Origin of the sequence: Delftia sp. SD018, assembly GCF_017355445.1 — a bacterium.
Classification (GTDB): domain Bacteria; phylum Pseudomonadota; class Gammaproteobacteria; order Burkholderiales; family Burkholderiaceae_C; genus Comamonas; species Comamonas acidovorans.
In genome coordinates this window covers 177,041-201,629 of the sequence record NZ_JADDRN010000007.1, presented here as the reverse complement: position 1 = coordinate 201,629, position 24,589 = coordinate 177,041, and the positions used below count along the sequence as shown (strand labels likewise).

24 protein-coding genes are annotated in these 24,589 nt (G+C 65.6%); 15 read left to right on the top strand and 9 right to left on the bottom strand.

Translation table 11 applies throughout. From position 1 onward, the window contains the following. Both INR38_RS10105 and INR38_RS10100 read left to right on the top strand, forming a co-directional pair. On the top strand, nt 1-678 hold a 678-nt coding region (locus INR38_RS10105), incomplete at its 5' end, for a helix-turn-helix domain-containing protein (RefSeq protein WP_207475936.1). A gap of 84 nt (nt 679-762) precedes the next feature. After that, entirely contained in the window at nt 763-1,125 is a 363-nt protein-coding gene (locus INR38_RS10100; protein WP_043825497.1) for a VOC family protein, read from the top strand. A 52-nt stretch (nt 1,126-1,177) separates the two neighbouring features. On the opposite strand, the gene INR38_RS10095 is transcribed toward INR38_RS10100, so the two are convergent. Both INR38_RS10095 and INR38_RS10090 read right to left on the bottom strand, forming a co-directional pair. Continuing rightward, nucleotides 1,178-2,659, bottom strand: a complete 1,482-nt coding sequence (locus INR38_RS10095) for an amino acid permease (RefSeq protein ID WP_013801947.1) — start codon at nt 2,657-2,659, stop codon at nt 1,178-1,180. Nucleotides 2,660-2,914: 255 nt separating this feature from the next. Continuing rightward, nucleotides 2,915-3,805 carry a LysR family transcriptional regulator gene (locus INR38_RS10090; RefSeq protein ID WP_012206120.1) on the bottom strand — a complete coding sequence of 297 codons (891 nt, stop codon included), beginning with the start codon at nt 3,803-3,805 and terminating at the stop codon, nt 2,915-2,917. A gap of 93 nt (nt 3,806-3,898) precedes the next feature. On the opposite strand from INR38_RS10090, the gene INR38_RS10085 reads away from it, so the two are divergent. The 3 genes from INR38_RS10085 to INR38_RS10075 all read left to right on the top strand — a co-directional run bounded on the left by INR38_RS10085 (nt 3,899) and on the right by INR38_RS10075 (nt 6,695). After that, a complete protein-coding gene (locus INR38_RS10085) occupies nt 3,899-5,359 on the top strand; it encodes an MFS transporter (RefSeq protein WP_207444272.1) in 1,461 nt (486 codons plus the stop codon). 60 nt (nt 5,360-5,419) lie between these two features. After that, nucleotides 5,420-6,232 carry an AraC family transcriptional regulator gene (locus tag INR38_RS10080; RefSeq protein WP_207444271.1) on the top strand — a complete coding sequence of 271 codons (813 nt, stop codon included), beginning with the start codon at nt 5,420-5,422 and terminating at the stop codon, nt 6,230-6,232. A gap of 76 nt (nt 6,233-6,308) precedes the next feature. After that, nucleotides 6,309-6,695 carry a cupin domain-containing protein gene (locus INR38_RS10075; RefSeq protein WP_013801950.1) on the top strand — a complete coding sequence of 129 codons (387 nt, stop codon included), beginning with the start codon at nt 6,309-6,311 and terminating at the stop codon, nt 6,693-6,695. 67 nt (nt 6,696-6,762) lie between these two features. On the opposite strand, the gene INR38_RS10070 is transcribed toward INR38_RS10075, so the two are convergent. The 4 genes from INR38_RS10070 to INR38_RS10055 form a co-directional block, all read right to left on the bottom strand. Beyond that, complete coding sequence (locus INR38_RS10070; protein WP_016446316.1) at nt 6,763-7,557, bottom strand: ABC transporter ATP-binding protein; 795 nt, start codon at nt 7,555-7,557, stop codon at nt 6,763-6,765. Nucleotides 7,558-7,573: 16 nt separating this feature from the next. Beyond that, nucleotides 7,574-8,461: an ABC transporter permease gene (locus INR38_RS10065; protein WP_043825488.1), complete on the bottom strand. Its 888-nt coding sequence runs from the start codon at nt 8,459-8,461 to the stop codon at nt 7,574-7,576. A gap of 123 nt (nt 8,462-8,584) precedes the next feature. After that, a complete protein-coding gene (locus INR38_RS10060; protein WP_012206114.1) occupies nt 8,585-9,556 on the bottom strand; it encodes an ABC transporter substrate-binding protein in 972 nt (323 codons plus the stop codon). Nucleotides 9,557-9,960: 404 nt separating this feature from the next. Further along, complete coding sequence (locus INR38_RS10055; protein WP_207444270.1) at nt 9,961-11,661, bottom strand: electron transfer flavoprotein-ubiquinone oxidoreductase; 1,701 nt, start codon at nt 11,659-11,661, stop codon at nt 9,961-9,963. A gap of 218 nt (nt 11,662-11,879) precedes the next feature. On the opposite strand from INR38_RS10055, the gene INR38_RS10050 reads away from it, so the two are divergent. Next, nucleotides 11,880-12,299 carry a thioesterase family protein gene (locus tag INR38_RS10050; protein WP_207444269.1) on the top strand — a complete coding sequence of 140 codons (420 nt, stop codon included), beginning with the start codon at nt 11,880-11,882 and terminating at the stop codon, nt 12,297-12,299. Nucleotides 12,300-12,447: 148 nt separating this feature from the next. Then, nucleotides 12,448-13,029 carry a GDSL-type esterase/lipase family protein gene (locus INR38_RS10045; protein WP_013801954.1) on the top strand — a complete coding sequence of 194 codons (582 nt, stop codon included), beginning with the start codon at nt 12,448-12,450 and terminating at the stop codon, nt 13,027-13,029. Between the two features lie 125 nt (nt 13,030-13,154). On the opposite strand, the gene argC is transcribed toward INR38_RS10045, so the two are convergent. After that, on the bottom strand, nt 13,155-14,141 hold the full coding sequence (gene argC / locus INR38_RS10040; protein WP_207444268.1) for an N-acetyl-gamma-glutamyl-phosphate reductase: 987 nt from the start codon (nt 14,139-14,141) through the stop codon (nt 13,155-13,157). Nucleotides 14,142-14,260: 119 nt separating this feature from the next. Here argC and INR38_RS10035 point away from each other — a divergent pair, with 119 nt between their 5' ends. Then, nucleotides 14,261-15,145, top strand: a complete 885-nt coding sequence (locus INR38_RS10035) for a LysR family transcriptional regulator (RefSeq protein ID WP_017407463.1) — start codon at nt 14,261-14,263, stop codon at nt 15,143-15,145. A gap of 53 nt (nt 15,146-15,198) precedes the next feature. Here INR38_RS10035 and INR38_RS10030 read toward each other — a convergent pair whose 3' ends face one another. After that, nucleotides 15,199-16,158, bottom strand: a complete 960-nt coding sequence (locus INR38_RS10030) for a LysR family transcriptional regulator (protein ID WP_099751607.1) — start codon at nt 16,156-16,158, stop codon at nt 15,199-15,201. A 125-nt stretch (nt 16,159-16,283) separates the two neighbouring features. Between INR38_RS10030 and INR38_RS10025 the strand changes: the two genes are divergently transcribed. The 7 genes from INR38_RS10025 to INR38_RS09995 all read left to right on the top strand — a co-directional run bounded on the left by INR38_RS10025 (nt 16,284) and on the right by INR38_RS09995 (nt 23,986). Beyond that, nucleotides 16,284-17,135: an aldo/keto reductase gene (locus INR38_RS10025; RefSeq protein WP_207442867.1), complete on the top strand. Its 852-nt coding sequence runs from the start codon at nt 16,284-16,286 to the stop codon at nt 17,133-17,135. A gap of 9 nt (nt 17,136-17,144) precedes the next feature. After that, a complete protein-coding gene (locus tag INR38_RS10020) occupies nt 17,145-18,575 on the top strand; it encodes an MFS transporter (RefSeq protein ID WP_207442866.1) in 1,431 nt (476 codons plus the stop codon). Continuing rightward, the gene (locus INR38_RS10015) at nt 18,572-19,780 is read left to right on the top strand and encodes a carboxymuconolactone decarboxylase family protein (protein WP_207442865.1); all 1,209 of its coding nucleotides are present in this window, start codon (nt 18,572-18,574) and stop codon (nt 19,778-19,780) included. The genes INR38_RS10020 and INR38_RS10015 overlap by 4 nt, the downstream gene beginning before the upstream one ends. 2 nt (nt 19,781-19,782) lie before the next feature. Beyond that, the gene (locus INR38_RS10010; protein ID WP_207442864.1) at nt 19,783-20,859 is read left to right on the top strand and encodes an alpha/beta fold hydrolase; all 1,077 of its coding nucleotides are present in this window, start codon (nt 19,783-19,785) and stop codon (nt 20,857-20,859) included. A gap of 55 nt (nt 20,860-20,914) precedes the next feature. Further along, nucleotides 20,915-22,015 carry an alpha/beta hydrolase gene (locus tag INR38_RS10005; RefSeq protein ID WP_207442863.1) on the top strand — a complete coding sequence of 367 codons (1,101 nt, stop codon included), beginning with the start codon at nt 20,915-20,917 and terminating at the stop codon, nt 22,013-22,015. 352 nt (nt 22,016-22,367) lie between these two features. Further along, nucleotides 22,368-23,294 (top strand): NAD-dependent epimerase/dehydratase family protein, encoded by a 927-nt coding sequence (locus INR38_RS10000; protein WP_207442862.1) that lies wholly within the window; start codon nt 22,368-22,370, stop codon nt 23,292-23,294. Next, a complete protein-coding gene (locus tag INR38_RS09995) occupies nt 23,291-23,986 on the top strand; it encodes a type 1 glutamine amidotransferase domain-containing protein (protein WP_063325579.1) in 696 nt (231 codons plus the stop codon). Before INR38_RS10000 ends, INR38_RS09995 begins: the two co-directional genes overlap by 4 nt. Nucleotides 23,987-24,011: 25 nt before the next feature. Here the strand turns inward: INR38_RS09995 and INR38_RS09990 are convergent, their stop codons facing one another. Continuing rightward, nucleotides 24,012-24,506 (bottom strand): MerR family transcriptional regulator, encoded by a 495-nt coding sequence (locus tag INR38_RS09990; protein WP_207442861.1) that lies wholly within the window; start codon nt 24,504-24,506, stop codon nt 24,012-24,014. Between the last annotated feature and the right edge of the window lie 83 nt (nt 24,507-24,589).

Genomic DNA, 24,589 nt, shown 5'->3' with positions numbered 1-24,589 from the left:
AGCACCGTGGCCCCGGACTATGCCGGCGGTTTTCTCGTGGTGCCCGATGGCTGCGTGGACATCGTCTGCAAAGGCGGGCGGCTGCTGGCCGTGGGGCCTGACAGGGTGGCTGCGCGGCCCGCGCTGGTGCCGGGGTCCGAGGTATGGGGGGCGCGCTTCGGCCCCGGTGCGGCCAGCGCCTGGCTGGGCCTGCCCATGGACGAGATCGTGGGGCAGGCGGTGGAACTGGGCGATCTGCTGGGGCCGCGCGCGCGGGAGTGGGTGCATCGCATCAACGATGCGCAGCCGGGCGCAGGGCAGGCCGTGTTCATCCATGGACTGGTGCAAATGGGCCGCGACGCCCCAGCGCCGGACCGGCAGGCCATGGAGCTGTTCAATGTGGCGGCTGCAGCCGGGCGGGATGAATCCGGTGTGCTGGCTGCCATGCGCGCGCAGCTGGACATGTCCGAGCGCAGCCTGCGCCGCCTGTGCCACGCGCAGTTTGGCTACGGCCCCAAGACCCTGGAGCGCGTGCTGCGCTTTCAGCGCCTGCTGGCCCTGGCACGGTCTGACCGGCAGGCAGGTCTTGCGGCGCTGGCGGCGGACGCCGGCTATGCGGACCAGGCGCATCTGTCGCGCGAAGTGAGGGCGCTGTGCGGCATCACGCCCAGCGCCGCCATGGCGCAGCTGCTGGATTGAGCAGTCCGGCTGGCCGTTTTGTTCAAGACCGCTGCCACGGCGTGGCCGATGATGGCGGCCTACCAGCATTCAACGGAGCATCACATGGGCATCAGGGGCAAGAACCACCAGATCGACAACATCGAGTTCAACGTGGCCGATATTGCGCGCAGCAAGGCGTTCTACGGCGAGGCCTTCGGCTGGACCTTCACCGACTACGGCCCGAGCTACACCGAGTTCAGCGACGGCCGGCTGACGGGCGGCTTCACCACCGGCGAGGAGGTGCGGCCCGGCGGCCCGTTGGTCATCCTCTACGCCGACGATCTGGCCGAGGCACAGCGCCGCGTGGAAGCGGCCGGGGCCGGGGCCGTGATCAGCCGCGCGGTGTTCGCGTTCCCGGGTGGCCGCAGGTTCCACTTCACCGATCCGGACGGCTACGAACTGGCCGTGTGGTCGGCAGAGGCCTGAAAGCCAACAGCCCGCATCTGCGGGCTGTTTTTCATGGGGACTGGGCCGGGCGTCAGTCGACGTTGGAGCCCAGCTGCATGTCCTTGTACTTCACGATGTGCGTGCCCTTGACCAGGCGGTAGCCGCCCCAGATCAGCAGGAACAGCGGCAGGCCGATGTAGGTGGCGACCACGCCAGTCCAGTCGATGCGGTCGGCCATGAAGGCCTCGTAGTTCTGGCCCAGGGTGATCACCATGCACAGCACGAAGGCGAAGATGGGGCCGAACGGGAACCAGGATGCGCGGTAGGGCAGCTGGTTCAGGTCCAGGCCCTGGGCCTCGAAGCCCTTGCGAAAGCGGTAGTGGCTGATGGCAATGCCCAGCCAGGCGATGAAGCCCGTCATGCCCGACAGATTCAGCAGCCAGATATAGACCAGCTGCGGGCTGAAGATGTTGGTCAGGAAGCACAGCGCCGCCACCACGGTGGTGGCCAGCAGGGCCAGCGTGGGCACGCCGCGCTTGTTGACATACGAGAACATGCGCGGCGCCATGCGCTGGCAGGCCAGCGTGTAGAGCATGCGCGTGGAAGCGTACATGCCCGAATTGCCGGCCGACAGCACCGAGGTCAGCACCACGGCGTTCATCACGGCGGCGGCCGACAGCAGGCCAGCGCGCTCGAAGACCAGGGTGAAGGGGCTCACGCTGATGTCGCCCAGATCATTCTTGAGCAGGTGCGGATCGGTGTAGGGGATCAGCAGGCTGATGACCAGAATGGCGAAGACGTAGAACAGCAAAATGCGCCAGAACACCTGGCGCACGGCGCGGGGCACGTTCTTGGCGGGGTTCTCGGATTCGCCGGCAGCAATGCCGATCAGTTCCGTGCCCTGGAAGGAAAATCCCACGATCATGGCCACGCCGATCAGCGCCGAGAAACCGCCCGCAAAGGGCGCGTCGCCCTGGCTCCACAGGGCAAAGTTGCCCCAGACGCCTTCAGGCGCGCCGCCCCGCACGATGCCCAGGATCATGAGCACGCCCACGCCGATGAAGAGGATGACGGTGGTCACCTTGATGGCGGCGAACCAGTACTCGGCCTCGCCGAAGCCTTTGACCGAGATGGCGTTGAGGCCGAACATGATGGCCAGGAACAGGGCGCTCCACAGCATGCCGTTGCCGTCGGGGAACCAGTAGGCCATGACCAGCTGGGCGGCCACCAGGTCCACGGCAATGGTGACGGCCCAGTTGTACCAGTAGTTCCAGCCCAGCGCGAAGCCGAAGCCTTCGTCCACATAGCGCGCGCCGTAGGTGGCGAACGAGCCCGAGACGGGAAGGTTGGCGGCCATTTCGCCGAGGCTGGTCATGAGGAAGTAGACCATCAGGCCCACGATCATGTAGGCCAGCAGGGCGCCGCCGGGGCCGGCCTGCGAGATGGTGGCGCCCGAGGCAACGAAGAGGCCGGTGCCGATGGAGCCGCCGATGGCGATCATGGACAGATGCCGCGCCTTGAGTTCGCGCCTGAGCGCGGTGGGTGCGGCATTCTTGGAGTTGTCTGCTGCCATGGATGTGTCGATTGGTGGATCAGATCCCGCGCGGCCGCTGGCCGGCGCGGGGGCAGGAATGCAAAACAGGAAAAACAAAAGAGCCGCTGTGTCGCGGCCCCATCAAGGTGCATGCACCACGAAAAGGCGTGATTGTCCGAGAACGCTGCCATCGTGGAAAGGCAGGAGTTTAATCCCCCTTCACCCACATAAGCGGAACTGAATCCGAACCCACTGTGTGCATGGCGCCACGCCGTCTGCGGCCCGCCTGCCTGCCTACCACTGTGTCTGCGCCAGCAGCAGCTGGGCCAGTGCCTTGATGCGCGGCGAGGCCTGGCGCGTGCGCGGGTAGACCAGGGACAGTTCGCGGGCGCGGCCCTCGTGCTGGGGCAGCAGCCGCACCAGCCGGCCCGCCTGCAGGTGCTCGCGCACCGCGAACTCCATGACCTGGGCCACGCCCAGACCGCCCAGCGAGCCTTCCACCAGCGGGTCGCCGCTGTCGAAGGTCACGGTCTGCGGCGCAGGCCAGTCCAGCATCTCGCCATTGCCCGCCAGGAACTGCCAGGGCACGCGCCGGCCCAGGTAGTGGTTGTAGACGGCCATGCAGCTGTGCTGCGCCAGCTCCTGCAGCGTCTGCGGCGTGCCGCGCGCCGCGAGGTAGGCGGGCGAGGCCACGGTCACCCAGCGCAGCGGCGGCAGGGCGCGGGCAATCATGCGGCTGTCGGCCAGCGGGCCGATGCGCACGGCCGCGTCAAAGCCTTCCTCCACCATGTCCACCATGCGGTCGGTGAAGCTGGTGTCGATCTGCAGCTGCGGATGCTCGCGCAGCAACTGCCCCAGCAGCGGCACCAGCACGATGCGGCCCAGCATGGACGGCGCCGTCATGCGCAGCACGCCGCTGGGGGCGCAGCGCCGGTCGCTGACCAGCTGGCGCGCCTCTTCCAGCCCGGCGATCAGCGGGGCGCAGCGGTCCACCAGCGCGCAGCCATCAGGCGTGAGCGAGACGCTGCGCGTATTGCGGTGCAGCAGCCGCGTGCCCAGGTCTTTCTCCAGCTGCGCCACGGCGCGCGAGATGCGGGGCTGGCTGGTGCCCAGCAGCGTGGCGGCCTGAGTGAAGCTGCGGCTTTCGGCCACCTTGATGAGCAGGTGCACGGCGTTGAGATCCATGGCATGTCTCCAGATTCGATTAATGCAGTTTTGCATAAGAAAAATGAAAATCTGCTGTTTATCTTCACAGGTGCATTAATTAGGATCGGCGCCATGCCAATGACCGATTCCCCCGGCGCCCTGCGCCACCCGCGCGCCGCGCTGGCGCTGCTGTCCCTGTCCCAGCTGCTGATTGCGCTGGATGCCACCATCGTCTTCGTCGCGCTCGACGCCATGGGCCAGCAGTTGCAGATGGATGCGCACCACCTGCAATGGGTGGTCAGTGCCTACAGCGTGGCCTTTGGCGGCTGCCTGCTGCTGGGCGGGCGCTGCGCGGACCTGCTGGGCAAGCGGCGCATGTATGTGGCGGGCATGGCGCTGTTCGGCCTGGCCTCCCTGGTCGGCGGCTTTGCCTCGCAGCCCTGGCAACTGGTGCTGGGCCGCGCAGGGCAGGGCGTGGCCGGGGCGCTACTGTTTCCGGCCACGCTGTCGCTGATCAACACCTTGTATGCGGCCGGGCCCGAGCGCAACCGCGCCCTGGCCGTGTGGAGCATGGCGTCGGCCGGCGGGCTGGCGGCCGGCGCGCTGCTGGGCGGCGTGCTCACGCAGACGCTGGGCTGGAACTGGGTGCTGTGGGTGCTGGTGCCCGTGGCCTGGCCGTGTGCCATGGCGGCGCTGCGCTTTCTGCCGCCCTCGGCCCAGACCGGGCGCGCCGCGCCGGGCCAGGGCTTTGATCTGGCCGGCTGCCTGAGCGTGACCGTGGGCAGCAGCCTGCTGGTGACGGCTCTGGTGCAAGGCCCTGAATGGGGCTTTGCCAGCGCCGCCACGCTGGGGACGCTGGCCGTGGCCATGGCGGCGCTGGCCCTGTTCTGGCGCATCGAGGCGCGCATCGCCTCGCCACTGATGCCGCTGTCCCTGCTGCGCGTGCCCAGCCTGCGCGCGGCCATGCTGCTGACCATGATCTTCATGAGCAGCTTTGGCGTGCAGTACTACTTTCTGGCGCTGTATTTCCAGCAGATCTTCGGCTGGAGCCCGCTGCAGGCCGGCATGGCCTTTTTGCTGCCCACGGCGGTCTGCACGCTGGGCATCCGCTGGGCCGAACACTGGCTGCACCGCTCCACGCCGCGCGCCGTGCTGATGGGCGGCTGGGCCGCAGGCACCATCGGCCTGGCCTACATGGCCTGGGCGCTGCCGCTGGGTGGCAGCTATGTCTGGCTGGTGCCCGGCTTCGTGGTGCTCAGCCTGGGCCAGGGCGCGTGCTGGACCGCCATGTGGGTGGTGGCCGGCCAGGGCGTGGCGGCTGCGCAGCAGGGCGTGGCCTCGGGCATTGCGGCCACGGCCCAGCAAGTGGGCGCGGCGCTGGGGTTGGCCCTGCTGGTCATGGTGGCCACCGCGTCGCTGGCCGGTATCACAGCGCCCGATGCGCTGCGCGAGGCCACGGCCCGAGGGCTGCAGCAGGCCGAATGGGGTGCTGCACTGATCGCGCTGCTGGGGTGGGTGGTGTCGGCGGGCATGCGCCGCGCACCGGCAATCCAGGCCGTGCCGGGCACGGAGCAGCCAGCCTGCTCGCCTTGAGGTCACTGGCCCGCAGTTACCATCTGCGGCTGCTTTGCACACCCCTCACCCCCAACCCACATGGCAGAAACGAGCATCTCCAGCGACTGGGTCCGGCATTCGCAGCTGGGCGCAGGCCTGGAGCGCATCGAGGCCTATTTCGGCGGGCACGGCTATGCGCCCCACAGGCACGACACCTACGCACTGGGCCTGACGCTGTCCGGCGTGCAAAGCTTTGCCTACCGCCGCAGCCAGCGGCACAGCCTGCCGGGCGGTGCCATGGTGCTGCATCCCGATGAATTGCATGACGGCCACGCGGGCACTGACGCAGGCTTTCGCTACCGCATGGTCTATGTGGAGCCGGCCCTGATCCAGCAGGTGCTGGGCGGCAGGCCCTTGCCCTTTGTCGAGGGCGGGCTGTCTGCCGATCTGCGGCTCAAGGCCGCGCTGCTGCCGCTGCTGCAGGGCCTGGATGAAGACCTGGAGCCGCTGGCGCGCGACGACGCCATCTACGACCTGGCATGGGCGCTGGACGCCGTGGCGGGCCGGCGCAACGTCCGGCGCCTGCCGGACCTGGGGGCCGTGGAGCGCGCCCGTGCCTGCATCCACGACGCGCTTGTGCAGGGCGTGACCCTGGATGCCCTCGCCCAGGCCAGCGGCCTGGACCGCTGGCGGCTGTGCCGTGACTTCCGCGCGCTCTACGGCACCAGCCCCTACCGCTACCTGACCATGCGCCGACTGGACACCGTGCGGCGCCTGCTGCTGGCGGGGCAGGGCGTGGCCGATGCTGCACTGCAGGCCGGCTTCTTCGACCAGAGCCACATGGCGCGCCAGTTCGCCATGGCCTATGGCGTGCCGCCCGCACGCTGGCTCAGGCGCCTGGGCGCGGCCTGAGCTGCACGATCGTGCAAGACCGCAGGGAAGGCGCTTCCTAGCATGGAGGCTTCACACGCTTTCATAAGGTCTGCCCATGACGTTCCCCGTTGAAAACCGCCCCTACGAGGCCATCAACTTCCCCGAGAAATTCAGCCGGTTCACCGGCCAGTGGAGTCCCCGCGTCGTCGCCGAGATGAACGACTACCAGTTCAAGATCGTGCGCGTGCAGGGCGAGTTCATCTGGCATTCGCATGCCGAAACGGATGAAGCCTTCCTGGTGCTGGATGGCGAGCTGCGCATCGACTTCCGTGATGGCCATGTGCTGCTGCGCCAGGGCGAGCTGTACGTGGTCCCCAAAGGCACGGAGCACAAGCCCAGCGCCGAGCGGGAAGCCCGCCTCATGCTGATCGAGCCGCGCGGGGTGCTGAACACCGGGGAGGAAGGCGGCGAGAGGACAGCGATGAACGATGTGTGGGTATAGCCAGCCCGTAGCCATCCCATGAACAAGGGGCGCCGCAGCGCCCCTTGTTCCCGGAAGTGCGGGGCGCTCAGCCCAGCAGCAGCGCGTCGTCGGCCAGCTTTTCGCCGCGCACCTTCTCGAACATTTGCAGCAGGTCGGGCACGTCCATGCGGGCGCGTTCCTCGCCGCTGACGTCGAGCACGACCTGGCCTTGGTGCAGCATCACCGTGCGCTCGCCCACGTCCAGCGCCTGGCGCATGCTGTGGGTGACCATCATGGTGGTGAGCTTGGCCTCGGAGACGATGCGCGCCGTCAGCTGCAGCACGAAGTCGGCCGTGCGCGGGTCGAGCGCGGCGGTGTGCTCGTCCAGCAGCAGGATGCGCGAAGGCTGCAGCGCCGCCATCAGCAGGCTCACGGCCTGGCGCTGGCCGCCAGAGAGCAGGCCGATGCGGTCGGTCAGGCGGTTTTCCAGGCCCAGGCCCAGGATGGACAGGCGCTCGCGGAAGTTGTCGCGCATCTCGGCCTTGACGGCGCGGCTCAGGCGGCGGAAGGTGCCGCGGCGCTGGGCCAGGGCCATGTTTTCCTCGATGGTCAGGTCCTCGCAGGTGCCCGCCATGGGGTCCTGGAAGACGCGGGCCACGCGTTCGGAGCGGGCCCACACGGGCAGGCGCGTCATGTCCTGGCCGGCGATCTCGATGCGGCCCTTGTCCACGGACAGGTCGCCCGAGACGGCGTTCAGGAAGGTGGACTTGCCGGCGCCGTTGGAGCCGATGACGGTGACGAACTGGCCGTCGGGAATGTCCAGCGACATGCCGCGCAGCGCCCGCGTTTCGATGGGCGTGCCGGGGTTGAAGGTGATTTCGAGTTGTTGTGCGCTCAGCATGAGGGTTCTCCGGCGATCAGGACTTGCGCTGTGCAAACTTGCGCTTCAGTTGGGGGATCACCAGGGCGACGGTCACCAGCAGGGCGGTGACAAGGTTCAGATCCTGGGCCTTGAGGCCGATGAAATCGCTGTTGAGGGCCGCTGCGATGAAGAAGCGGTAGACGATGGCGCCCACCACCACGGCCAGCGTGGCCCAGACGATGCGGCGCGAAGGCAGGATGGATTCGCCCACGATCACGGCAGCCAGGCCGATGACGATGGTGCCGATGCCCATGGAAATGTCCGAGCCACCCTGGGTCTGCACGAACAGCGCGCCGGCCAGGCCGACCAGGCCGTTGGAGATCGCCATGCCCAGCAGGATCATGGCGCCGGTGTTCACGCCCTGCGAGCGTGCCATGCGGGCGTTGGAGCCCGTGGCGCGGATGGCCAGGCCCCGCTCGGTGGCGAAGAACCAGTCCAGGCCCAACTTGGCGATCACGACGATCACGAACAGGATCACCGGGCGCATCACATAGTCAGCCACGCTGTCGGGCTGCAGCAGGGTGAACAGCGTGGTCTCGTTGATCAGCGGCACGTTGGGGCCGCCCATGATGCGAAGGTTGACCGAATACAGGCCGATCATCATCAGGATGGAGGCCAGCAGGTCCATGATCTTCAGGCGCACATTGAGCCAGCCCGTGATCAGGCCTGCCACCGCGCCTGCGGCCGTGCCGGCCAGCGTGGCCAGCCAGGGATTGGTGCCCGTGGAAATCAGGATGGCGCAGACGGCGCCGCCCAGCGGGAAGCTGCCGTCCACCGTGAGGTCGGGAAAGCGCAGCAATCTGAACGAGATGAAGACGCCCAGCGCCACCAGGCTGAAGATCAGGCCGATCTCGACGGCACCGAGCAATGAGAAAAGAGACATAGGAGGAGCGACAGGCGCGTGGGACAGAAAACGACTTAAAAAAAGGGCAGGGCCATGTTGCCATGGCGCCTGCCACCGTGGGCGCACTGCCCGGGTTGGTCCCGGGCAGGCAAACCCCGGGTATTACTTGATCACCTGGGCGGCCGACTTGACCAGCGCGTCGGACAGCTTGACGCCTTGCTTCTCGGCGGCGCCGGGATTCACGAACAGCTCCATCTTGGTGCTGACTTCGGTCTTCATGTCGCCGGGCTTTTCGCCCTTGAGGATGCGCACGACCATGCGGCCGGTCTGCTCGCCCAGATCGCGGTAGTTGATGCCCAGGGCAGCCACGGCGCCGCGCTTGACGGAGTCGGTGTCCGAGGCCACCAGCGGGATCTTGGCGTCCTGGCCGACCTTGACCAGCGACTCGTAGGCCGAGACCACGTTGTTGTCGGTGTTGGTATAGATCACATCGACCTTGCCGACCAGGCTGCGCGCGGCGCTGCTGACGTCCACGGAACGGGGTGCGGCGGCTTCCACCAGGGTCATGCCCAGCTTGGGCAGCAGGGCCTTGAGTTCCTTGACCACCACGGCGGAGTTGGCCTCGCCGGGGTTGTAGACCATGCCCACGCGCTTGGCGTTGGGCACGACCTGCTTGACCAGATCCATCTGCTTGTCCAGGGCCAGCAGGTCGGACACGCCGGTCACGTTGTTCTTGGACGGCTCCCAGCTGGGCACCAGCTTGGCGGCCACGGGGTCGGTCACGGCGGAGAACACCACGGGCACGGTCTTGGTCGATGCGACCACGGCCTGGGCCGAGGGCGTGGCGATGGCCACGATGGCGTCAGGCTTGTCGCCCACGAACTTACGTGCGATCTGCGCGGCCGTGCCGGTGTTGCCCTGGGCACTTTGGTACTGCCACTTGAGGTTCTTGCCGGCTTCGTAGCCAGCTTCCTTGAGCGCGGCCTGCACGCCGTCGCGCACGGCGTCGAGTGCAGGGTGCTCGACGATGGCGGTCACTGCGACCGACTTCTCGTCAGCGGCGTGGGCGCCGCCCGCGATGGCGGAAATTGCCAGGGCCAGCGCGCCCAGGGGCGCCCAAGACAAGTGCTTCATACGTGTATCTCCAACGTGCTTGTGTTTGTTCCTGTTTGCTCAGCAGAAGGCCGCACAGGACGGTCGCGGCGCTTCGCGGCAAAGTCTACTGCAGCCGCCCTGTACGCCTTGGCGTTTGGACGACCCGGTTTTCACCTATAGGTTTGTATCTAAAAATTGGCATGAAATCTGCGGGGAATGCCCTAGGTGCAACTTTTTCATGCGTGTTGGACAGGTTTGGCGGTGCAGGTTTGCGTCTTCAGGGGCTTGTTTTTGGCTTTGTCGTGCATTTTTATTGCGTGCAAGCGCCTTTCGGATGGCCTTCTATGCTTTCTGGGCCTGCATGGCTTTGACGGCGCTCAAAGAAAAAGCCTGCACAAGCAGGCTTGGGCAGGCTTCAGAGGAGGGCCGGTGTGGCGTGCGGATCACATGCCCGCGTAGTTCGGCCCGCCGCCGCCTTCGGGTGTGACCCAGACGATGTTCTGCGTGGGGTCCTTGATGTCGCAGGTCTTGCAGTGCACGCAGTTCTGGGCGTTGATCTGCAGGCGCTTGCCGCCCTGGGCCGTGTCGTCCACGAACTCGTAGACGCCGGCCGGGCAGTAGCGCTGCTCGGGGCCTGCGTACTTGGCCAGGTTGATGGCCACGGGCACCGAGGCGTCCTTGAGCGTCAGGTGGGCGGGCTGATCTTCGGCGTGGTTGGTGTTGCTGATGAAGACGCTGGACAGGCGGTCGAAGGTCAGCTTGCCATCGGGCTTGGGGTAGTCGATGGGCTTGCACTCGGCCGCAGGCTTCAGGTAGGCGTGGTCGGGCTTGTCGCGGTGCAGCGTCCAGGGGATGTTGCCCTTGAGCACGAACTGCTCGATGCCGTTCATCAGCGTGGCCGTGGTCAGGCCCTTCTTGAACCAGGCCTTGAAGTTGCGCGACTTGTTCAGCTCTTCGTACAGCCAGCTGTTCTCGAAGGCCTCTACATAGGCGCCCAGCTCGTCGCCCTGGCGGCCTGCGACGATGGCGTCATAGGCGGCCTCGGCGGCCAGCATGCCGGTCTTGATGGCGGCATGGCTGCCCTTGATGCGGCTGACGTTCAGGAAACCTGCGTCGCAGCCCACGAGCGCGCCGCCCGGGAACACGAACTTGGGCAGGGACAGCAGGCCGCCGGCCGTGATGGCGCGCGCGCCGTAGCCCAGGCGCTTGGCCGGCTTGATGCCCTTGGACTCGTCGCCTTCCAGGTAGTAGCGGATGTTGGGATGGGTCTTCCAGCGCTGGAATTCCTCGAAGGGGCTCAGGTAGGGGTTGGCATAGTCCAGGCCCGTGATGAAGCCCAGCGTGACCTTGTTGTCGTCCAGGTGGTAGAGGAAGGCGCCGCCGTAGGTCTTGTTGTCCATGGGCCAGCCGGCCGTGTGCATCACGAAGCCGGGCTTGTGGCGTGCAGGGTCGATTTCCCACAGCTCCTTGATGCCCAGGCCGTAGCTTTGCGGGTCCTTGCCGGCGTCCAGCTGGTACTTGGCAATGATCTGCTTGCCCAGGTGGCCGCGGGAGCCTTCGGCAAAGATCGTGTACTTTGCGTGCAGCTCCATGCCCAGCTGGAACTCGCCCGTGGGCTCGCCGTCCTTGCCGATGCCCATGTTGCCGGTGGCCACGCCCTTGACCGAGCCGTCCTCGTTGTAGAGCACCTCGGCGGCAGCAAAGCCCGGGAAGATTTCAACGCCCAGTGCCTCGGCCTGCTCGCCCAGCCACTTGACCACGTAGCCCAGGCGAACGATGTAGTTGCCATGGTTCTGGAAGCAGGCCGGCAGCAGGAAGTTGGGCGTGCGCAGGGCGGATTTCTCGCCCAGGAAGACCATGGCGTCATCGGTGACGGGCTGGGTCAGGGGCGCGCCCTTTTCCTTCCAGTCAGGGATCAGCTCGGTCAGCGCACGCGGGTCCATGATCGCGCCCGAGAGGATGTGGGCACCGGGCTCCGAGCCCTTTTCCAGCACGACGACGGAGACATCCTGGCCTTTTTCGGCCGCCAGCTGCTTGAGGCGGATGGCCGTGGCCAGGCCGCCGGGGCCGCCGCCAACCACCACCACGTCGTATTCCATGGCTTCGCGCGGCCCGTACTGGGCCAGGATTTCTTCGTTCGTCATCGGGGTGTCTCGCTTGGATATTGAAAAAACAGGATGTTCGGCAGACCGAACGTTCGTTCGGCTGCAGCGCAAATGCCGCAATGCGGTGGATTCTATGACGTGCGTGGACCCCGTCGTTGCTGATAGGTGACAGCGCGGGAATCCGCCCTGCTGCACAGTGACCGGGGGCTGCGGGGCATGGTGCCTTGCGGTGGCGCTACAACAAGGAGACTGCAGGCATGCGCATAGAGATTCCAGAATATAAAAAATGCGTTCACGAGATGCGATTCAAAGTGCGCTGGGGCGACATGGACGCCATGGGCCATGTCAACAACGCCATGTACTTCCGCTATCTGGAGACTGCCCGCATCGACTGGATGGTTGAAGCGGGCATGGCGCCTACGCCGGGCGGGCAGGGGCCGGTCATCGTCAATGCGTTCTGCAACTTCCACCAGCAGCTGGCCTATCCCGACGAAGTGCTGCTCAAGATGTACGTCAGCGACCCCGGCCGCACCACCTTCGAGACCTGGGGAACCATGGAACGCATCTCCGAGCCCGGCGTCATCTGCGCCGCCGGCGGCGGCACCGTGATCTGGGTGGACTTTCCCAGGCAGAAGGCCATCGAGTTGCCGGGCTGGGTGCGGGAGATGATGGGATAGCGGCCCTGGCGCCCTTCAGATGATGTGCCTGGGCACGGCACGCCAGGCCGTGGCGCCCGGAGTGCCTGCGGGCGAGGGAGCCTCGCGGATCATCGGATGAACGACACATGCCGTGTCGTCCATGCCCGCATTCCCCAGGAGGTTCGATATGGATTGGTTGCAAAAGCTGCTGTGCCGGCTGTTTGGCTATCGCTGCCCGTTGAGCATCGAGCTCAACGGCGACAGCATTCTCAACGGCTACGGCGTGGACATCACGCCGGTGCAGCGCATCCAGGCGGCACGCCCCTGGTGGACGCTGGATGACAGGTGCATCAACGGCCTGCGGCTGCAAAAACTCATGCTGACGTTTGCCGACGTGCCGCACAACAGCCGCGTCACGGTCATCGCCCTGGGCGCCAATGACGGCTTCGGCCTGGTCCCGCCAGACGAGTACCGGGCCGACCTGCTGGAGGCCGTGCGCATCAGCCGTGAATGCGGCTCCACTCCCGTGTTCACGGGCCTGCCCGGCATGCCGCTGGGGCGCTTTCCCGTGGAATGGACGGACAACCTGGACGCCCTGAACGCGGTGATGCACGACATCGCCACGCAACAGGGCATACCGCACGCCGGCTGGGATGCGGACTTTCGGGGTGACGAAGACCTGAACCCGGATGGCGTGCACCGCACGCAGGCGGCCAGCGACCGATTGGCGCAACTGCTGATCCAGACGATTGACGGGCTACCGCGCTGAGCCTGCAGAGCCGGGCCGCCGAGCAGCACAGTTCAGGCCGACTGGCGCAGGACCCGCTTCGGTCTGGCTGGCAGCAAGGCGGCGGCCAGCTCGCCGCGCTCGGCAGGGTGCGCATGCCCCTTTGCTCAGAGGGGGAGGGGAATTCGCGACGGATTCGTTGAGCCGTGGAGCAGTGGCTGCAGCATCGGCTGCAGCCCGAGCATCAGATCAAGGTTCTGCACCGCCGCGCCGGCGGCGCCCTTGCCCAGGTTGTCGAACACGGCGGTCAGCAGCACCTGCTGCTCCTGCGGCTGTCCGAACACCGCGAGCCGCATCCGGTTGCTGCCATTGAGCGCACGCGGATCGAGCCGCTGCGCATCGGCGTCCGCCACCAGGGGTTGCAGCTCGATGCAGGGCTGGCCCTGGTACCGCGCCTGCAGCGCAGCGTGCAGGCTGCGGGCGGTCACACCGGCGGGCAGCAGCCGCAGATGCAGGGCGATGGTCAGCACGATGCCTTGCCGGTAGTGGCCATAGGCCGGCACGAACACCGGCGCATGGGCCAGGCCGGCATGCTGCTGGATCTCGGGCACGTGCTTGTGGTGCAGTCCCAGGCCATAGACCTGCAGGGGCACGGCAGTCGCGGCGGCAGCGCCCTCATGGTCCAGCAGTCCTGCGCGGCCCCGTCCCGAGTAGCCCGATACCGCGTGAATGGCCAGCGGGTAGTCGGGGGGCAGCAGGCCCGCGTCGATCAAGGGCCTGAGCAGTGCCAGCGCACCTGTCGGATAGCAGCCGGGATTGCTGACGCGCCGGGCATGGGCGATGCGTTCAGCCTGGCCTGCCTCCAGTTCCGGCAGGCCATAGACCCAGCCCGGCGCGGTGCGATGCGCAGAACTCGCATCGATCACGCGCACGCCGGGCCGGCGCACCAGCGCCACGGCCTCGCGCGCAGCCTCGTCCGGCAGGCACAGCAAGGCGATGTCGCAGTCGTTGAGCGCCTCGGCCCGGTGCGCCGTGCTTTTGCGCAGGTCGGCCGGCAGTTGCAGCAGGCGCAGGTCGGTCCGATCCGCCAGCCATTCGCGCACCTGCAGGCCGGTGGTGCCTTGGTCGCCATCGATGAAAACAAGAGAGGTCATGGGTTGCTCCGATTGGGTGTGGAGCGCATGTTGCAGCGCCTGCCGCATGCAGGCCAGTTGAATCTGACAAACTACGGATTCATGATTCCTGAATTGCTGGCAACCTGGGACACCGCACCATGCGCGAAATCAATCTGGACCGTCTGCGCACCCTGCTGACGGTGGCCGACCTGGGCTCGTTCGCCGCCGCCGCCAAGGTGCTGCACCTGGCGCCGCCCACGGTGACGCTGCATGTGGCGCAGCTCGAAGAGCGTCTGGGAACACGTCTATTGCACCGCGCACCGGCCGGCGTCACCGCCACATCGGCCGGCAGCCTGCTGATAGACAAGGCGCGCCAGCTCCTGGCCGAGGCCGATGATCTCCTGCAGACCGTGCAGCGCCAGATCGCCACGCGCGGGGGCCGCGTGCGCCTGGGCGCCTCCACCGGCGCACTCGCGCACCTGTTGCCCCAGGCGCTGGAAACCCTGGCCGCCCGGCATCCCGAGATCGATGTGCAAGTGGCGGTGATGACCAGCGAGGAAGCCCTGGCGCGCCTGGCTGCCGGCAGCCTGGACATCGGCATCGTCGCGCTGCCACAGCCCGTGCTGCGCGGGCTGCAGGTGCAGGCCTGGCGCCAGGACCCGGTGCTGGCCTTCATCCCGGCCGCCTGGAAGCCTCCGCGGCACATCACGCCCGCCTGGCTTGCGGCCCGCCCCCTGATCGCCAACGACCGTGGCACCCGGCTGTCGCGCCAGACTGCCGAATGGTTTGCCGCAGGCGGCGCCCGGCCGCAGGCACGGATCGAGCTGAACTACAACGACGCAATGAAGAGCCTGGTGGCAGCAGGCTACGGCGCCGCGCTGCTGCCCCATGAGGCCGGCGCACCGCAGCCTGACCCACGCATCACCACGCGGCCCCTGCGGCCAGCACTGTCAAGGGCGTTGGGCATCGCGCATCGCAAAAGGCCGGATGACGACGCGACGACGGTGACGATTGAGGTTTTGATGGGGATGCGGGGGCGTTGAAGGGGGAGGGGCGCCGTGAGTTCGGGGCCATGGCTGATGTTGCTTGCGCCGCATCAAGCGCGGCCTGGTCGCCCGACTTTGCCCCGGAGCTCGCTCGGGTTGAGTACGTACTCCGGGCTGTCCACCAGACGTTGAACGGCCAAATCGATGAATGCACGGGCTCGTACTGGCTGGGACGACCTGCTTCCGAAGTAGACGAAGTAGCTGGCGTAGTCCGGCATGTGGTCCACGAGGATCGGGATCAGCTTGCCGGAGCGGATAAACGGTGCCGCGGTGACGCCCGCGAGCTGGGCCAGCACCTTGCCGGCCAGGACGGCTTGCAGCTCAAACAGCTCGTCGTTGCTGCAGATCGTCGGGGCGACTGGCTGGTCGGCGGCCTGGCCGTCGATCTTCACCCGCCACGGCAGCACTTTCCCCGTGCTCGGATGCCGATAGGCGCTGCAGCGGTGTGTGGCCAGGTCAGCCAACGACTCGGGCACACCGTGCTTCGCGAAGTAAGAAGGTGCACCGCAGATGGGCAACTGAACCGGGAACAGCCGTCGTGCAATCACGCCCTCATGGGGCGACGGGCCGAGGCGAAAGCCCACGTCCACGCGATCCTCCACCCAGTTGCCGATACGGTCGTCCAGCAGGACGTCGGGCTGGATCCCTGGATGCAAATCGCAAAACTCGTCGACCAGGCGCCAGAGAATCGGCTGGAACGTGGTGCGAGGTCCCGTGATGCGCAGCGGGCCCGCAAATTCATCCCGTGCCGACTTGGCGGACTGCAGCGCTCTGTGCATTCCCGTCACGGCCGGCCGCACGTCTTCGAACAGCCGCTGTCCTGCATCGGTCAGCGACATCACACGCGTTGTCCGATGGAACAGGCGCACGTCCAGATGGGCTTCCAGCTGGGCCAATGCCTTGCTTGCCGCCTGGGGGCTGATGCCAAGGTCTGCTGCAGCTTTGCGCAGGCTGCCAAGTTCCGCTGCCTTGATAAAGGTCGTGATGGATCGAAGCTCGTTGATCGCCATGAGTGGCCTCCTCGCGGCTTTCATTGTCATTGAATTGATGCTAATTCAACAACTCAAATGCATATATTCAGATGCCAGTCCCTTGCCTAAAGTTCGTGCCATCGAACCTCTACAAGGCAAAGCTCATGCAACACGTCGTTCTGAACAACGGTCTCCACATGCCCATGGTCGGGTATGGCGTCTTCCAGATCGCCGATGCCAATGAGTGCCAGCGCAGCGTCGTCGATGCCATCGAAGCCGGCTACCGGCTGATCGACACCGCCGCCTCCTACATGAACGAAGAAGCGGTCGGCAAGGGATTGCGCTCCAGTGGCGTGCCGCGTGACCAGCTCTTCGTCACCAGCAAGCTCTGGGTGCAGGAGACCGGCTACGAGCGCACGCAGCAAGCCATCGACAAGTCCCTGCGTCGGCTGCAGCTCAGCTACCTCGACCTGTACCTGATTCACCAGCCCTTCGGCGACGTCCACGGTTCTTGGCGCGCGATGGAGGACGCCTACCGCGCGGGCAAGCTGCGCGCCATCGGCGTCAGCAACTTCCAACCGGACCGCCTGATGGACATCAAGGCGTTCAACGAGATTGCACCGGCGGTCAACCAAGTCGAAGTGAATCCCTTCCAGCAGCAACTGGAAGCCGTGCCCTTCATGAGAGAGACGGGTGTGCAGGCCGAGGCCTGGGCTCCATTTGCCGAAGGCCGCAACGGCCTATTCCAGAACGAAGTGCTGCTCGGCATCGCCCGGCACTACGGCAAGTCGGTCGGCCAGGTAGTGCTGCGCTGGCTGGTACAGCGCGGGATCGTCGCGCTCGCCAAGTCCGTCCGCAAGGAGCGTATGGCAGAGAACATCGCCATCTTCGACTTCGCACTCAGCGACGCCCACATGGCAAGCATCGCCACGCTCGACACCAACACGAGCAGCTTCTTCTCTCACCGCGACCCAGCCATCGTCAAGTGGATGTCCGAGCGCAGGCTGGACATCTGAGTGACCGCGATGAACGCCGCGCAATCCTGCCCCATCCGCAACGAGAACAAGGTCCTGGCCATCATCGTTGCCAGCTACCTGATGATCGTCGTGGACATCTCCATCGTCATCACGGGTCTGCCCCGCATCCAGGCAAGCCTGGGCTTCACTTCGGCGCAACTGTCCTGGGTGACCAATGCCTACACGCTGGCTTTCGGTGGCTTGCTGCTCCTGGGTGCCCGCGCTGGCGACATCCTGGGCCGCCGGCGGATGTTCATCCTGGGGCTGGCGCTGTTCACACTCGCCTCCGTCTCCATCGGCCTGGCGCCTGGCGCAAGCTGGTTGCTGGTCTCCCGCGCAATTCAAGGTGTAGGCGCCGCCGTCCTTGCACCGTCCACGCTCGCACTGCTGTCCACGCATTTCGCGGAGGGGCCAGGCCGCACCCGTGCGCTCTCGCTGTACGCGGCGGCGGCCGGTGTCGGCGCAACCCTGGGCCTGGTCCTGGGCGGTCTGTTCGCTGATTTGGTGTCCTGGCGCGCAGGCTTTTTCATCAACCTGCCGATAGGGTTGCTGTTGATCGTCGCTGCGCGTGGCCACATTGCCGAGACCCAGAAGCAGGAAGGCCAGTTCGACGTGGGCGGCGCCCTCAGCTCGACGATAGGGATGACGGCGCTGGTCTACGGCCTGGTTCGAGCAGCCGAAGCTGGCTGGCACGATGGCCTCGCACAGGGGGCCCTGGTCGGGGGCATGCTGATGATCCTGCTCTTCATCGGCATTGAGCGCCGGGTCCGGCAACCCATCCTGCCGATGTGCCTGCTCACCAGCCCGCAGCGAGCCGGTGCGTACATCACGCGCATGCTCTTCCTGGGCGGCGCCGTTGGCTTCTGGTTCTTCTGTACGCAGTTCCTGCAGGGCGTGCTGCATCTGCGGCCCATGCAAGCGGGCATTGCCTTCCTGCCCGTGACGCTGCCCAACTTTGCCTCGGCCATGGCCGTGCCCGGGCTGGCCCGCCGCTTCGGCAACGAGACGCTGCTTCTCGCCGGCCTGCTGCTCGGAATGGTGGGCCTCGCCTGGTTGGGCCAAGCGCATGCGCTATCGAGCTATTGGACGGGCATCGCCCCGCCCATGGTCCTGATCGGACTGGGCCAGGGCTTGTTGCTGGCGCCGCTGACCGCGGCCGGTGTGGCGGGAGTGGCGCGTGAGGACGCCGGTGCTGCCTCCGGCCTGGTCAACGTGGCTCACCAGTTGGGGGGAGCACTGGGGCTTGGGCTGCTGGTTCTTGTCTTCGCCAGCGCTGGTTCGTCCATCGAGCAACAAGACAGTGCTGCCCTCGCGCATCGCATTGCTGCCGTCATGGACGTGGCCGCTCTGCTGCTCGGCCTGGCGCTGATCGTCTCGTGGTTCTTTATCGTCAAGCCGCACCGCCGCCATCAGGCGACACAACAGGAGGCGCTCTCGTGAAATCACTGCTTTCAATGGCCCTGAGCGGTGCGGTGACAGCCGCTGCGGCGCAGTCTTCCGGTCCTGGCGTAATGCCGCCCGTCGTCGAAGTTCGCCCCGCGTCTGCGCAGCAGGTCAGCGTTGGATCGGCCCAGACGTTCACCGGCGACGTCCGCATCAGCTCACCCTTTCAGGCGCTGCTCCCCGGAACGGCCGGTGGAGCGACCGTCACGTTCACGGCACGTGCGCGGACGGCCTGGCATACCCATCCGCTCGGGCAGACGCTGATCGTCACCGAGGGACAGGGCCTTGTGCAACAACAAGGCCAGCCGGCGCTCATCATTCGCCCGGGCGATGTCGTGACCATCCCGCCCAACGTGCGCCACTGGCATGGCGCCGGGCCTCAAGGCTCCATGACCCACATCGCCATTGCCGAGAAAGAAAACGGCAGCGCCGTGGCCTGGCAGGACAAACTCTGCGAGCAGGACTACCAGGCCGCCGTGGTGAGCGCAGGCCTTTCCGCGATGACCGGCCAGAGGGCACAGCAGCCACAGGAGCCACAGAGGGTCGTGCAGCCTGCGTCCGATTCGCTGAGCCCCAGGCAACGCATCATTCCGCTCATCGCCGCCTTCACGGCAATCAGTGACATGCCCCGGCTGGGCATGGCACTGAACCAGGGGCTGGACGCGGGCATGACAGTCAGCGAGGCCAAGGAAGTCCTGGTGCAGCTCTATGCCTACGCGGGCTTCCCCAGAAGTCTCAATGCGCTCGGCGAACTGCTCAAGGTCGTCGAGCTGCGCAAGCAGCGCGGCCTGCAGGACGCTCCGGGTCACGACCCCAGCCGAGCCGTGTCCACCGGCCGTGAGTTGGTGCTGGCCGGCCAGGCCAATCAGACCGAGATTTCAGGTGGACCGGTCCAGGGCCCGGTGTTCGAGTTCGCGCCGATCATCAATCAGTTTCTGCAGGCTCACCTGTTTGGCGACATTTTCGAGCGCGACAACCTCGATTGGCGCAGCCGCGAGCTGGCCACGGTCGGAGCGCTGGCTGCGACACCGGGCGCAGAGAACCAGCTGCGGTCCCACATGCGAGCCAGCCTGCGCGTGGGTCTGACCGCATCGCAACTGCGGCAGCTGAGCCAAGCGCTGGCGCAAGAGGTCGGCCCCGAGGTGGCAGCCCGCGCCAATGACGCACTCGTGCAGGTCCTCGACGCTGCATCCAAAGGCTGATGATGAGCATCACCCGCATCTTCCGCGCAGGAGCACTTGTCTTGGCTGTATCGCTGGCAGGTTGCGCCTCTCGTTCGGACAGTTCGCCGAGGCCCCTGGTCATTCAGCGCCAGGGCAGCTTCGCGGTCGGTGGCGTTGTGAAGACGGTGCCCGGCGTCTACGACAACGACAAGCCGACAAGCGCAGGGCAAAGCTTCCACGGCGATCACCTCTACGCCTTCTATCAGGTCCCGCAGAATCCGAGGCCTTTGCCCATCGTGATGCTGCACGGCGCCTTCCAGTCGGCTCGGAGCTGGGAAACGACGTCGGATGGCCGCGAGGGCTTCCAGAACCTGTTCCTGCGCCGCGGCTTCCCGGTCTACCTTGTCGATCAGCCGCGCCGAGGCAGGGCCGGCAACAGCACCGTCGCCACGACGACCGAGCCGACGCCCTACGACCAGCTGTTCTTCGACCAGTTCCGTTTTGGCAAGTGGCCGAGCTATTTCGACAACGTGCAGTTCGACCGCCAGCCGGAGACACTGAACCAGTTCCTGCGCTCGGTGACGCCGAACACCGGCGCCTATGACGCCAACGTGATCGCTGAGGCGATGGCTGCGCTCTTCACCAAGACAGGCCCGGCCATCCTCTTCACGCACTCACAGGGCGGCGGACCTGGCTGGCTGACAGCCATCAAGAGCGCCAACGTCAAGGGCGTCGTGGCGTTCGAGCCGGGCAGCGGCTTCATCTTTCCGCCGGGGGAATTGCCGGCCGCCATGCCCAGCGCTGCGGGAACCCTGGCGCCGGAGGCTGTCTCGGCACAAGACTTCCAAAAGCTCACCCGCATCCCCATCGTCATTTACTACGGCGACAACTTCCCCACTGAGCCCACCACCGAGCGCGGCCAGGACAACTGGCGCGTCCGGCTCGCCATGGCTCGCCTTTGGGTGGACGCCGTCAACAGGCACGGCGGAGATGCACAGCTCGTGCATCTGCCTGAGATGGGCATACGCGGGAACACCCACTTCATCATGTCCGACCTGAACAACGTCCAGATCGCGGACCTGGTGTCCTCCTTCCTCACCAGGAAGAGGCTCGATTGACCCTTTCGCCTGGTTCGCAAGAACCGCACAGATGTCTCAGTAGATCGGACGACCCATGACCCACGTATCCATTGACACGAAGCGCCGCGAGTTCCTGGGCACTTCGGCCATCGCAATTTCTGCAGCAGCCCTCGGAGCTACAGCCATGGCCTTTCCCTCGCCGTCATCAGCGGCCGATTACAAGAAGAACCCCTTCACGCTCGTCTATGGCGACGCCATCACGCAGAACCTGCCTGGCAAGGTGAACATCCACCCGGTGAAGTACAAACTCGGCGGCTTGGACATCGTGGCCAATGTCTATACGCCGGCGAACTTCGACCCGGCAAGGAAGTACCCCGCTGTCGTCGTTGCACACCCCAACGGTGGTGTGAAAGAACAGGCCGCCGGTCTGTATGCCCAACGCTTGGCCGAGCACGGCTACGTGGCGATCACGGCCGATGCAGCCTATCAAGGCGGCAGCGGTGGCCTGCCGCGTTCAGTGGACACGCCGATGAACCGCATCGAGGACATTCATGGCATGGCGGACTTCATCACCACTTACGCGGGCGTCGATGCGGATCGTCTCGGCCTCCTCGGCATCTGCGGTGGCGGCGGCTATTCGCTGGCAGCGGCGAAGACGGACAAGCGCTTCAAGTCCGTCGCAACGCTGAGCATGTTCAATTCCGGCAGGGTCCGCCGCAACGGTTTCGCAGACTCGCAGCTATCCACGATCCAGCAGCGCCTGAAGCAGGCCTCGGATGCCCGTGCTCAGCAGGTGGCCGGTGGCAAGATCCTCTACTCGGGCGACGCGGACATGACGGACGAGCAGATCGCAGCGCTGCCCTTCGAGATGTACCGACAGGGCTATGAGTACTACTGGCGCACGCATGCCCATCCCGGCTCGACCTTCAAGTACACGACGAGCAGCCTGCTGGACCTGATGCGCTGGGACGCCACTGACCAGATCGAACTGATCGAGCAACCCTTGTTGATGATTGCCGGCAGCAAGGCGGACAGCCTCTACATGACCGAGGAGGCGTTCGCCAAGGCTAGCGGTGCCAAGGACAAGGAGCTGTTCAAGATCCAGGGAGCAACCCACATTGAAACCTATTGGGTCCCTGAATACGTTGAGGCCGTGGTGGCCAAGCTGGTCCCGTTCTACGGGAAGAACATTTGACAGGGCGGGGGGAAACACTCCGATGCAATACGGGCGTGTGAAGGCGGCTGAGTCCAATGACAGTGAACGCCAACGCAGCCTGGCGACTGCTGGAGGTCCGCTATCGCGGCTCATGCACAGGCGCCCGAACCGGACCTTCACCAGGTGCACCAAAGCAGGTCGCAGTGTCCAGGCCCCAGGCCCCAGGCTCCCCGGCATGATGGAGACGCCGGGGTTTTGCAGACAGCCAGCGAGCCGTCGGGTTTGTCTTTGACCTGGTATCAGGGATCTGTAGTTTGCCGCTTGACCTTCAACTCAAGTTGAAGCTTAAGCTCCTTGTCCTCTCATCACACAAGATGCTGCAAGGATCGATATGCAAACCATTTTGGGCGCCAATGGCCAGATCGCGGTGGAGCTGGCGCGCGAGCTCCATCGCAACTACACGCAGAACCTGCGCCTGGTCAGCCGCAAGCCGCGCAAGGTGAACGATACGGACGAGCCGGTGTCCGCCGACCTGATGAATTCCGCGCAAACCCTGGAGGCCGTGCGTGGCAGCGAGGTCGTGTACTTCACCGCTGGCCTGCCACCAGACACCGAGTTATGGGAGGGGCAGTTTCCTGCCATGCTGCGCAATGCGCTCGATGCCACGCGGGCAGCGGGGGCCAAATTTGTCTATTTCGACAACACCTACATGTACCCGCAAACCGCGCAGCGGCAGACCGAGGAAACCGCCTTTGCCCCGGTGGGCCGAAAGGGGCGCGTGCGCGCCTTGATGGCCGAGATGGTGCTGGCCGAGATGCAGCGCGGCGATATCCCCGTCGCCATTGCCCGCGCGCCAGAGTTCTACGGCCCCGGCAAAACCCAAAGCATCACCAATACCCTGGCGATCGGCCCGCTCAAGGCGGGCCAGAAGGCCAAAGTGCCGGTCCGTGACGACAAGCTGCGCACCCTGATCTGGACGCCCGATGCAAGCCGCGCCATGGCAGCCATTGGCAATGCGCAAGATGCGTATGGCCAGACCTGGCATCTGCCTTGCTGGGACGAGCGGCTGACCTATCAGGCCTTTGTGAACCTGGCGGCTGCAACCTTTGGGGTTGAGCCGCGCTACAAGGTACTGAGCCACCTGGCCATGGTGGTTGCTGGTTGGGTCTCCAAGCCCGTGCGCGAACTGCGTGAACTGCTGCCACGCTACGCACACGACAATGTGTTTGATTCGTCCAAGTTCAAGCGCCGCTTTCCCGACTTTGCTGTCACCAGCTACGCACAGGGCCTCAAGCAAATCGCGCAGGAGTCTTCATGAGTACGCCACGTATCTTGCATGCCGTCACCAATGTCGCTCATTACGACGACCCTGCGCACGCCACAGGGCTGTGGCTGTCGGAGCTGACCCATGCATGGGATATGTTTGCTGCGCAAGGGTACCTGCAGCAACTGGTGAGCCCGCTGGGTGGCGCCGTACCGCTGGAGCCGCGCGCACTCCAATGGCCGCACTTCGATGCTTCGGCCAAAGCCTGGCTCGATGATCCCGCGCGCATGGCCCTGCTGGCGAACACTGCGGCACCTGCCGATATCGTCGCGAACGATTTCGATGCCATCTACTTCACTGGAGGGCATGCGGTGATGTGGGATTTTCCCGATAGTGCGGGGCTGCAGCGCATCACACGCAGCATCTGGGAGCAAGGTGGCATCGTTGCATCGGTTTGCCACGGCTACTGCGGCCTGCTCAATACGCAGCTCAGCGACGGCTCTTTGCTGGTCGCGGGCAAACGGGTCACGGGTTTTTCATGGACGGAAGAAATCCTGGCCGGAGTGGCCCGGTCCATGCCCTACAACGCGGAGCAGGAAATGAAGATGCGCGGTGCGCGCTATCAAAAAGCCTTGCTGCCTTTTACCTCGTATGTGGTGGCCGATGGCCGCCTCATCACCGGGCAAAACCCGGGGTCGGCCAAAGCGACTGCAAAGCAGGTGGTGCAGGCTTTGGCAAGGCGCTAGGGCCGCGTTCCAAACTGCCGCAGGCCTATGCCGCGCTTGCCCGCTTCTTGTGTCCGGTGCGCATGAGCTTGCCCATTTTTTCTTCGGCCGCTGCTTCAGAGGCCAGGGATTCGGATTGCTGGGCCAGTACATGTGAGAGCACGCGGCGTGCGTTGTCGTGGCAATCCATGTTGTCTGGCCGCGCTTCAATATCGGACAACAAAGCCTGCAACTGCTTTTTGCTGGTCTGCAGCTTTTTCTCCATGGCCTTGATATCGGCAATTTTTTGGCGCAGCGCGCCCACGACGGCTTCATGGTCCCAGCCTTGCAGGCCGGGCGGCAAGAGTGCACGAATTTCATCGAGGCTGAAGCCCACGCCCTGCGCCATCGCAATCAGCTCCAGCATCTGCACCATCTCAGGCGGATAGCTGCGGTAGCCATTCAAGCCACGCTCAGCCGCTTGCAGCAGACCGCTTTGCTCATAAAAACGAATGCGTGATGTGGACAGGCCTGTGCGTTTGCTCAGTTCACCAATGTTCATGCGCAACCTTCGGCAAGGGGTCCTTGACCTTCAACAAGACTTGAAGCTTATCGCATTCGCAAGCCCTTCGTTGCGGCGGCAAT

Excerpts from the sequence above, each read along its gene's own strand:
- INR38_RS09990 (WP_207442861.1), bottom strand. The coding sequence starts at position 24,506 with ATGAACATTGGTGAACTGAGCAAACGCACAGGCCTGTCCACATCACGC.
- INR38_RS10070 (WP_016446316.1), bottom strand. The coding sequence starts at position 7,557 with ATGCTGAGCGCACAACAACTCGAAATCACCTTCAACCCCGGCACGCCC.
- INR38_RS10060 (WP_012206114.1), bottom strand. The coding sequence starts at position 9,556 with ATGAAGCACTTGTCTTGGGCGCCCCTGGGCGCGCTGGCCCTGGCAATT.
- INR38_RS10095 (WP_013801947.1), bottom strand. The coding sequence starts at position 2,659 with ATGGCAGCAGACAACTCCAAGAATGCCGCACCCACCGCGCTCAGGCGC.
- INR38_RS10085 (WP_207444272.1), top strand. The coding sequence starts at position 3,899 with ATGCCAATGACCGATTCCCCCGGCGCCCTGCGCCACCCGCGCGCCGCG.
- INR38_RS10050 (WP_207444269.1), top strand. The coding sequence starts at position 11,880 with ATGCGCATAGAGATTCCAGAATATAAAAAATGCGTTCACGAGATGCGA.
- INR38_RS10010 (WP_207442864.1), top strand. The coding sequence starts at position 19,783 with ATGAGCATCACCCGCATCTTCCGCGCAGGAGCACTTGTCTTGGCTGTA.
- INR38_RS10035 (WP_017407463.1), top strand. The coding sequence starts at position 14,261 with ATGCGCGAAATCAATCTGGACCGTCTGCGCACCCTGCTGACGGTGGCC.
- INR38_RS10000 (WP_207442862.1), top strand. The coding sequence starts at position 22,368 with ATGCAAACCATTTTGGGCGCCAATGGCCAGATCGCGGTGGAGCTGGCG.
- INR38_RS10065 (WP_043825488.1), bottom strand. The coding sequence starts at position 8,461 with ATGTCTCTTTTCTCATTGCTCGGTGCCGTCGAGATCGGCCTGATCTTC.
- INR38_RS10080 (WP_207444271.1), top strand. The coding sequence starts at position 5,420 with ATGGCAGAAACGAGCATCTCCAGCGACTGGGTCCGGCATTCGCAGCTG.
- INR38_RS10100 (WP_043825497.1), top strand. The coding sequence starts at position 763 with ATGGGCATCAGGGGCAAGAACCACCAGATCGACAACATCGAGTTCAAC.
- INR38_RS10075 (WP_013801950.1), top strand. The coding sequence starts at position 6,309 with ATGACGTTCCCCGTTGAAAACCGCCCCTACGAGGCCATCAACTTCCCC.
- INR38_RS10045 (WP_013801954.1), top strand. The coding sequence starts at position 12,448 with ATGGATTGGTTGCAAAAGCTGCTGTGCCGGCTGTTTGGCTATCGCTGC.
- INR38_RS10030 (WP_099751607.1), bottom strand. The coding sequence starts at position 16,158 with ATGGCGATCAACGAGCTTCGATCCATCACGACCTTTATCAAGGCAGCG.
- INR38_RS10005 (WP_207442863.1), top strand. The coding sequence starts at position 20,915 with ATGACCCACGTATCCATTGACACGAAGCGCCGCGAGTTCCTGGGCACT.
- INR38_RS10090 (WP_012206120.1), bottom strand. The coding sequence starts at position 3,805 with ATGGATCTCAACGCCGTGCACCTGCTCATCAAGGTGGCCGAAAGCCGC.
- argC (WP_207444268.1), bottom strand. The coding sequence starts at position 14,141 with ATGACCTCTCTTGTTTTCATCGATGGCGACCAAGGCACCACCGGCCTG.
- INR38_RS10020 (WP_207442866.1), top strand. The coding sequence starts at position 17,145 with ATGAACGCCGCGCAATCCTGCCCCATCCGCAACGAGAACAAGGTCCTG.
- INR38_RS10025 (WP_207442867.1), top strand. The coding sequence starts at position 16,284 with ATGCAACACGTCGTTCTGAACAACGGTCTCCACATGCCCATGGTCGGG.
- INR38_RS09995 (WP_063325579.1), top strand. The coding sequence starts at position 23,291 with ATGAGTACGCCACGTATCTTGCATGCCGTCACCAATGTCGCTCATTAC.
- INR38_RS10055 (WP_207444270.1), bottom strand. The coding sequence starts at position 11,661 with ATGACGAACGAAGAAATCCTGGCCCAGTACGGGCCGCGCGAAGCCATG.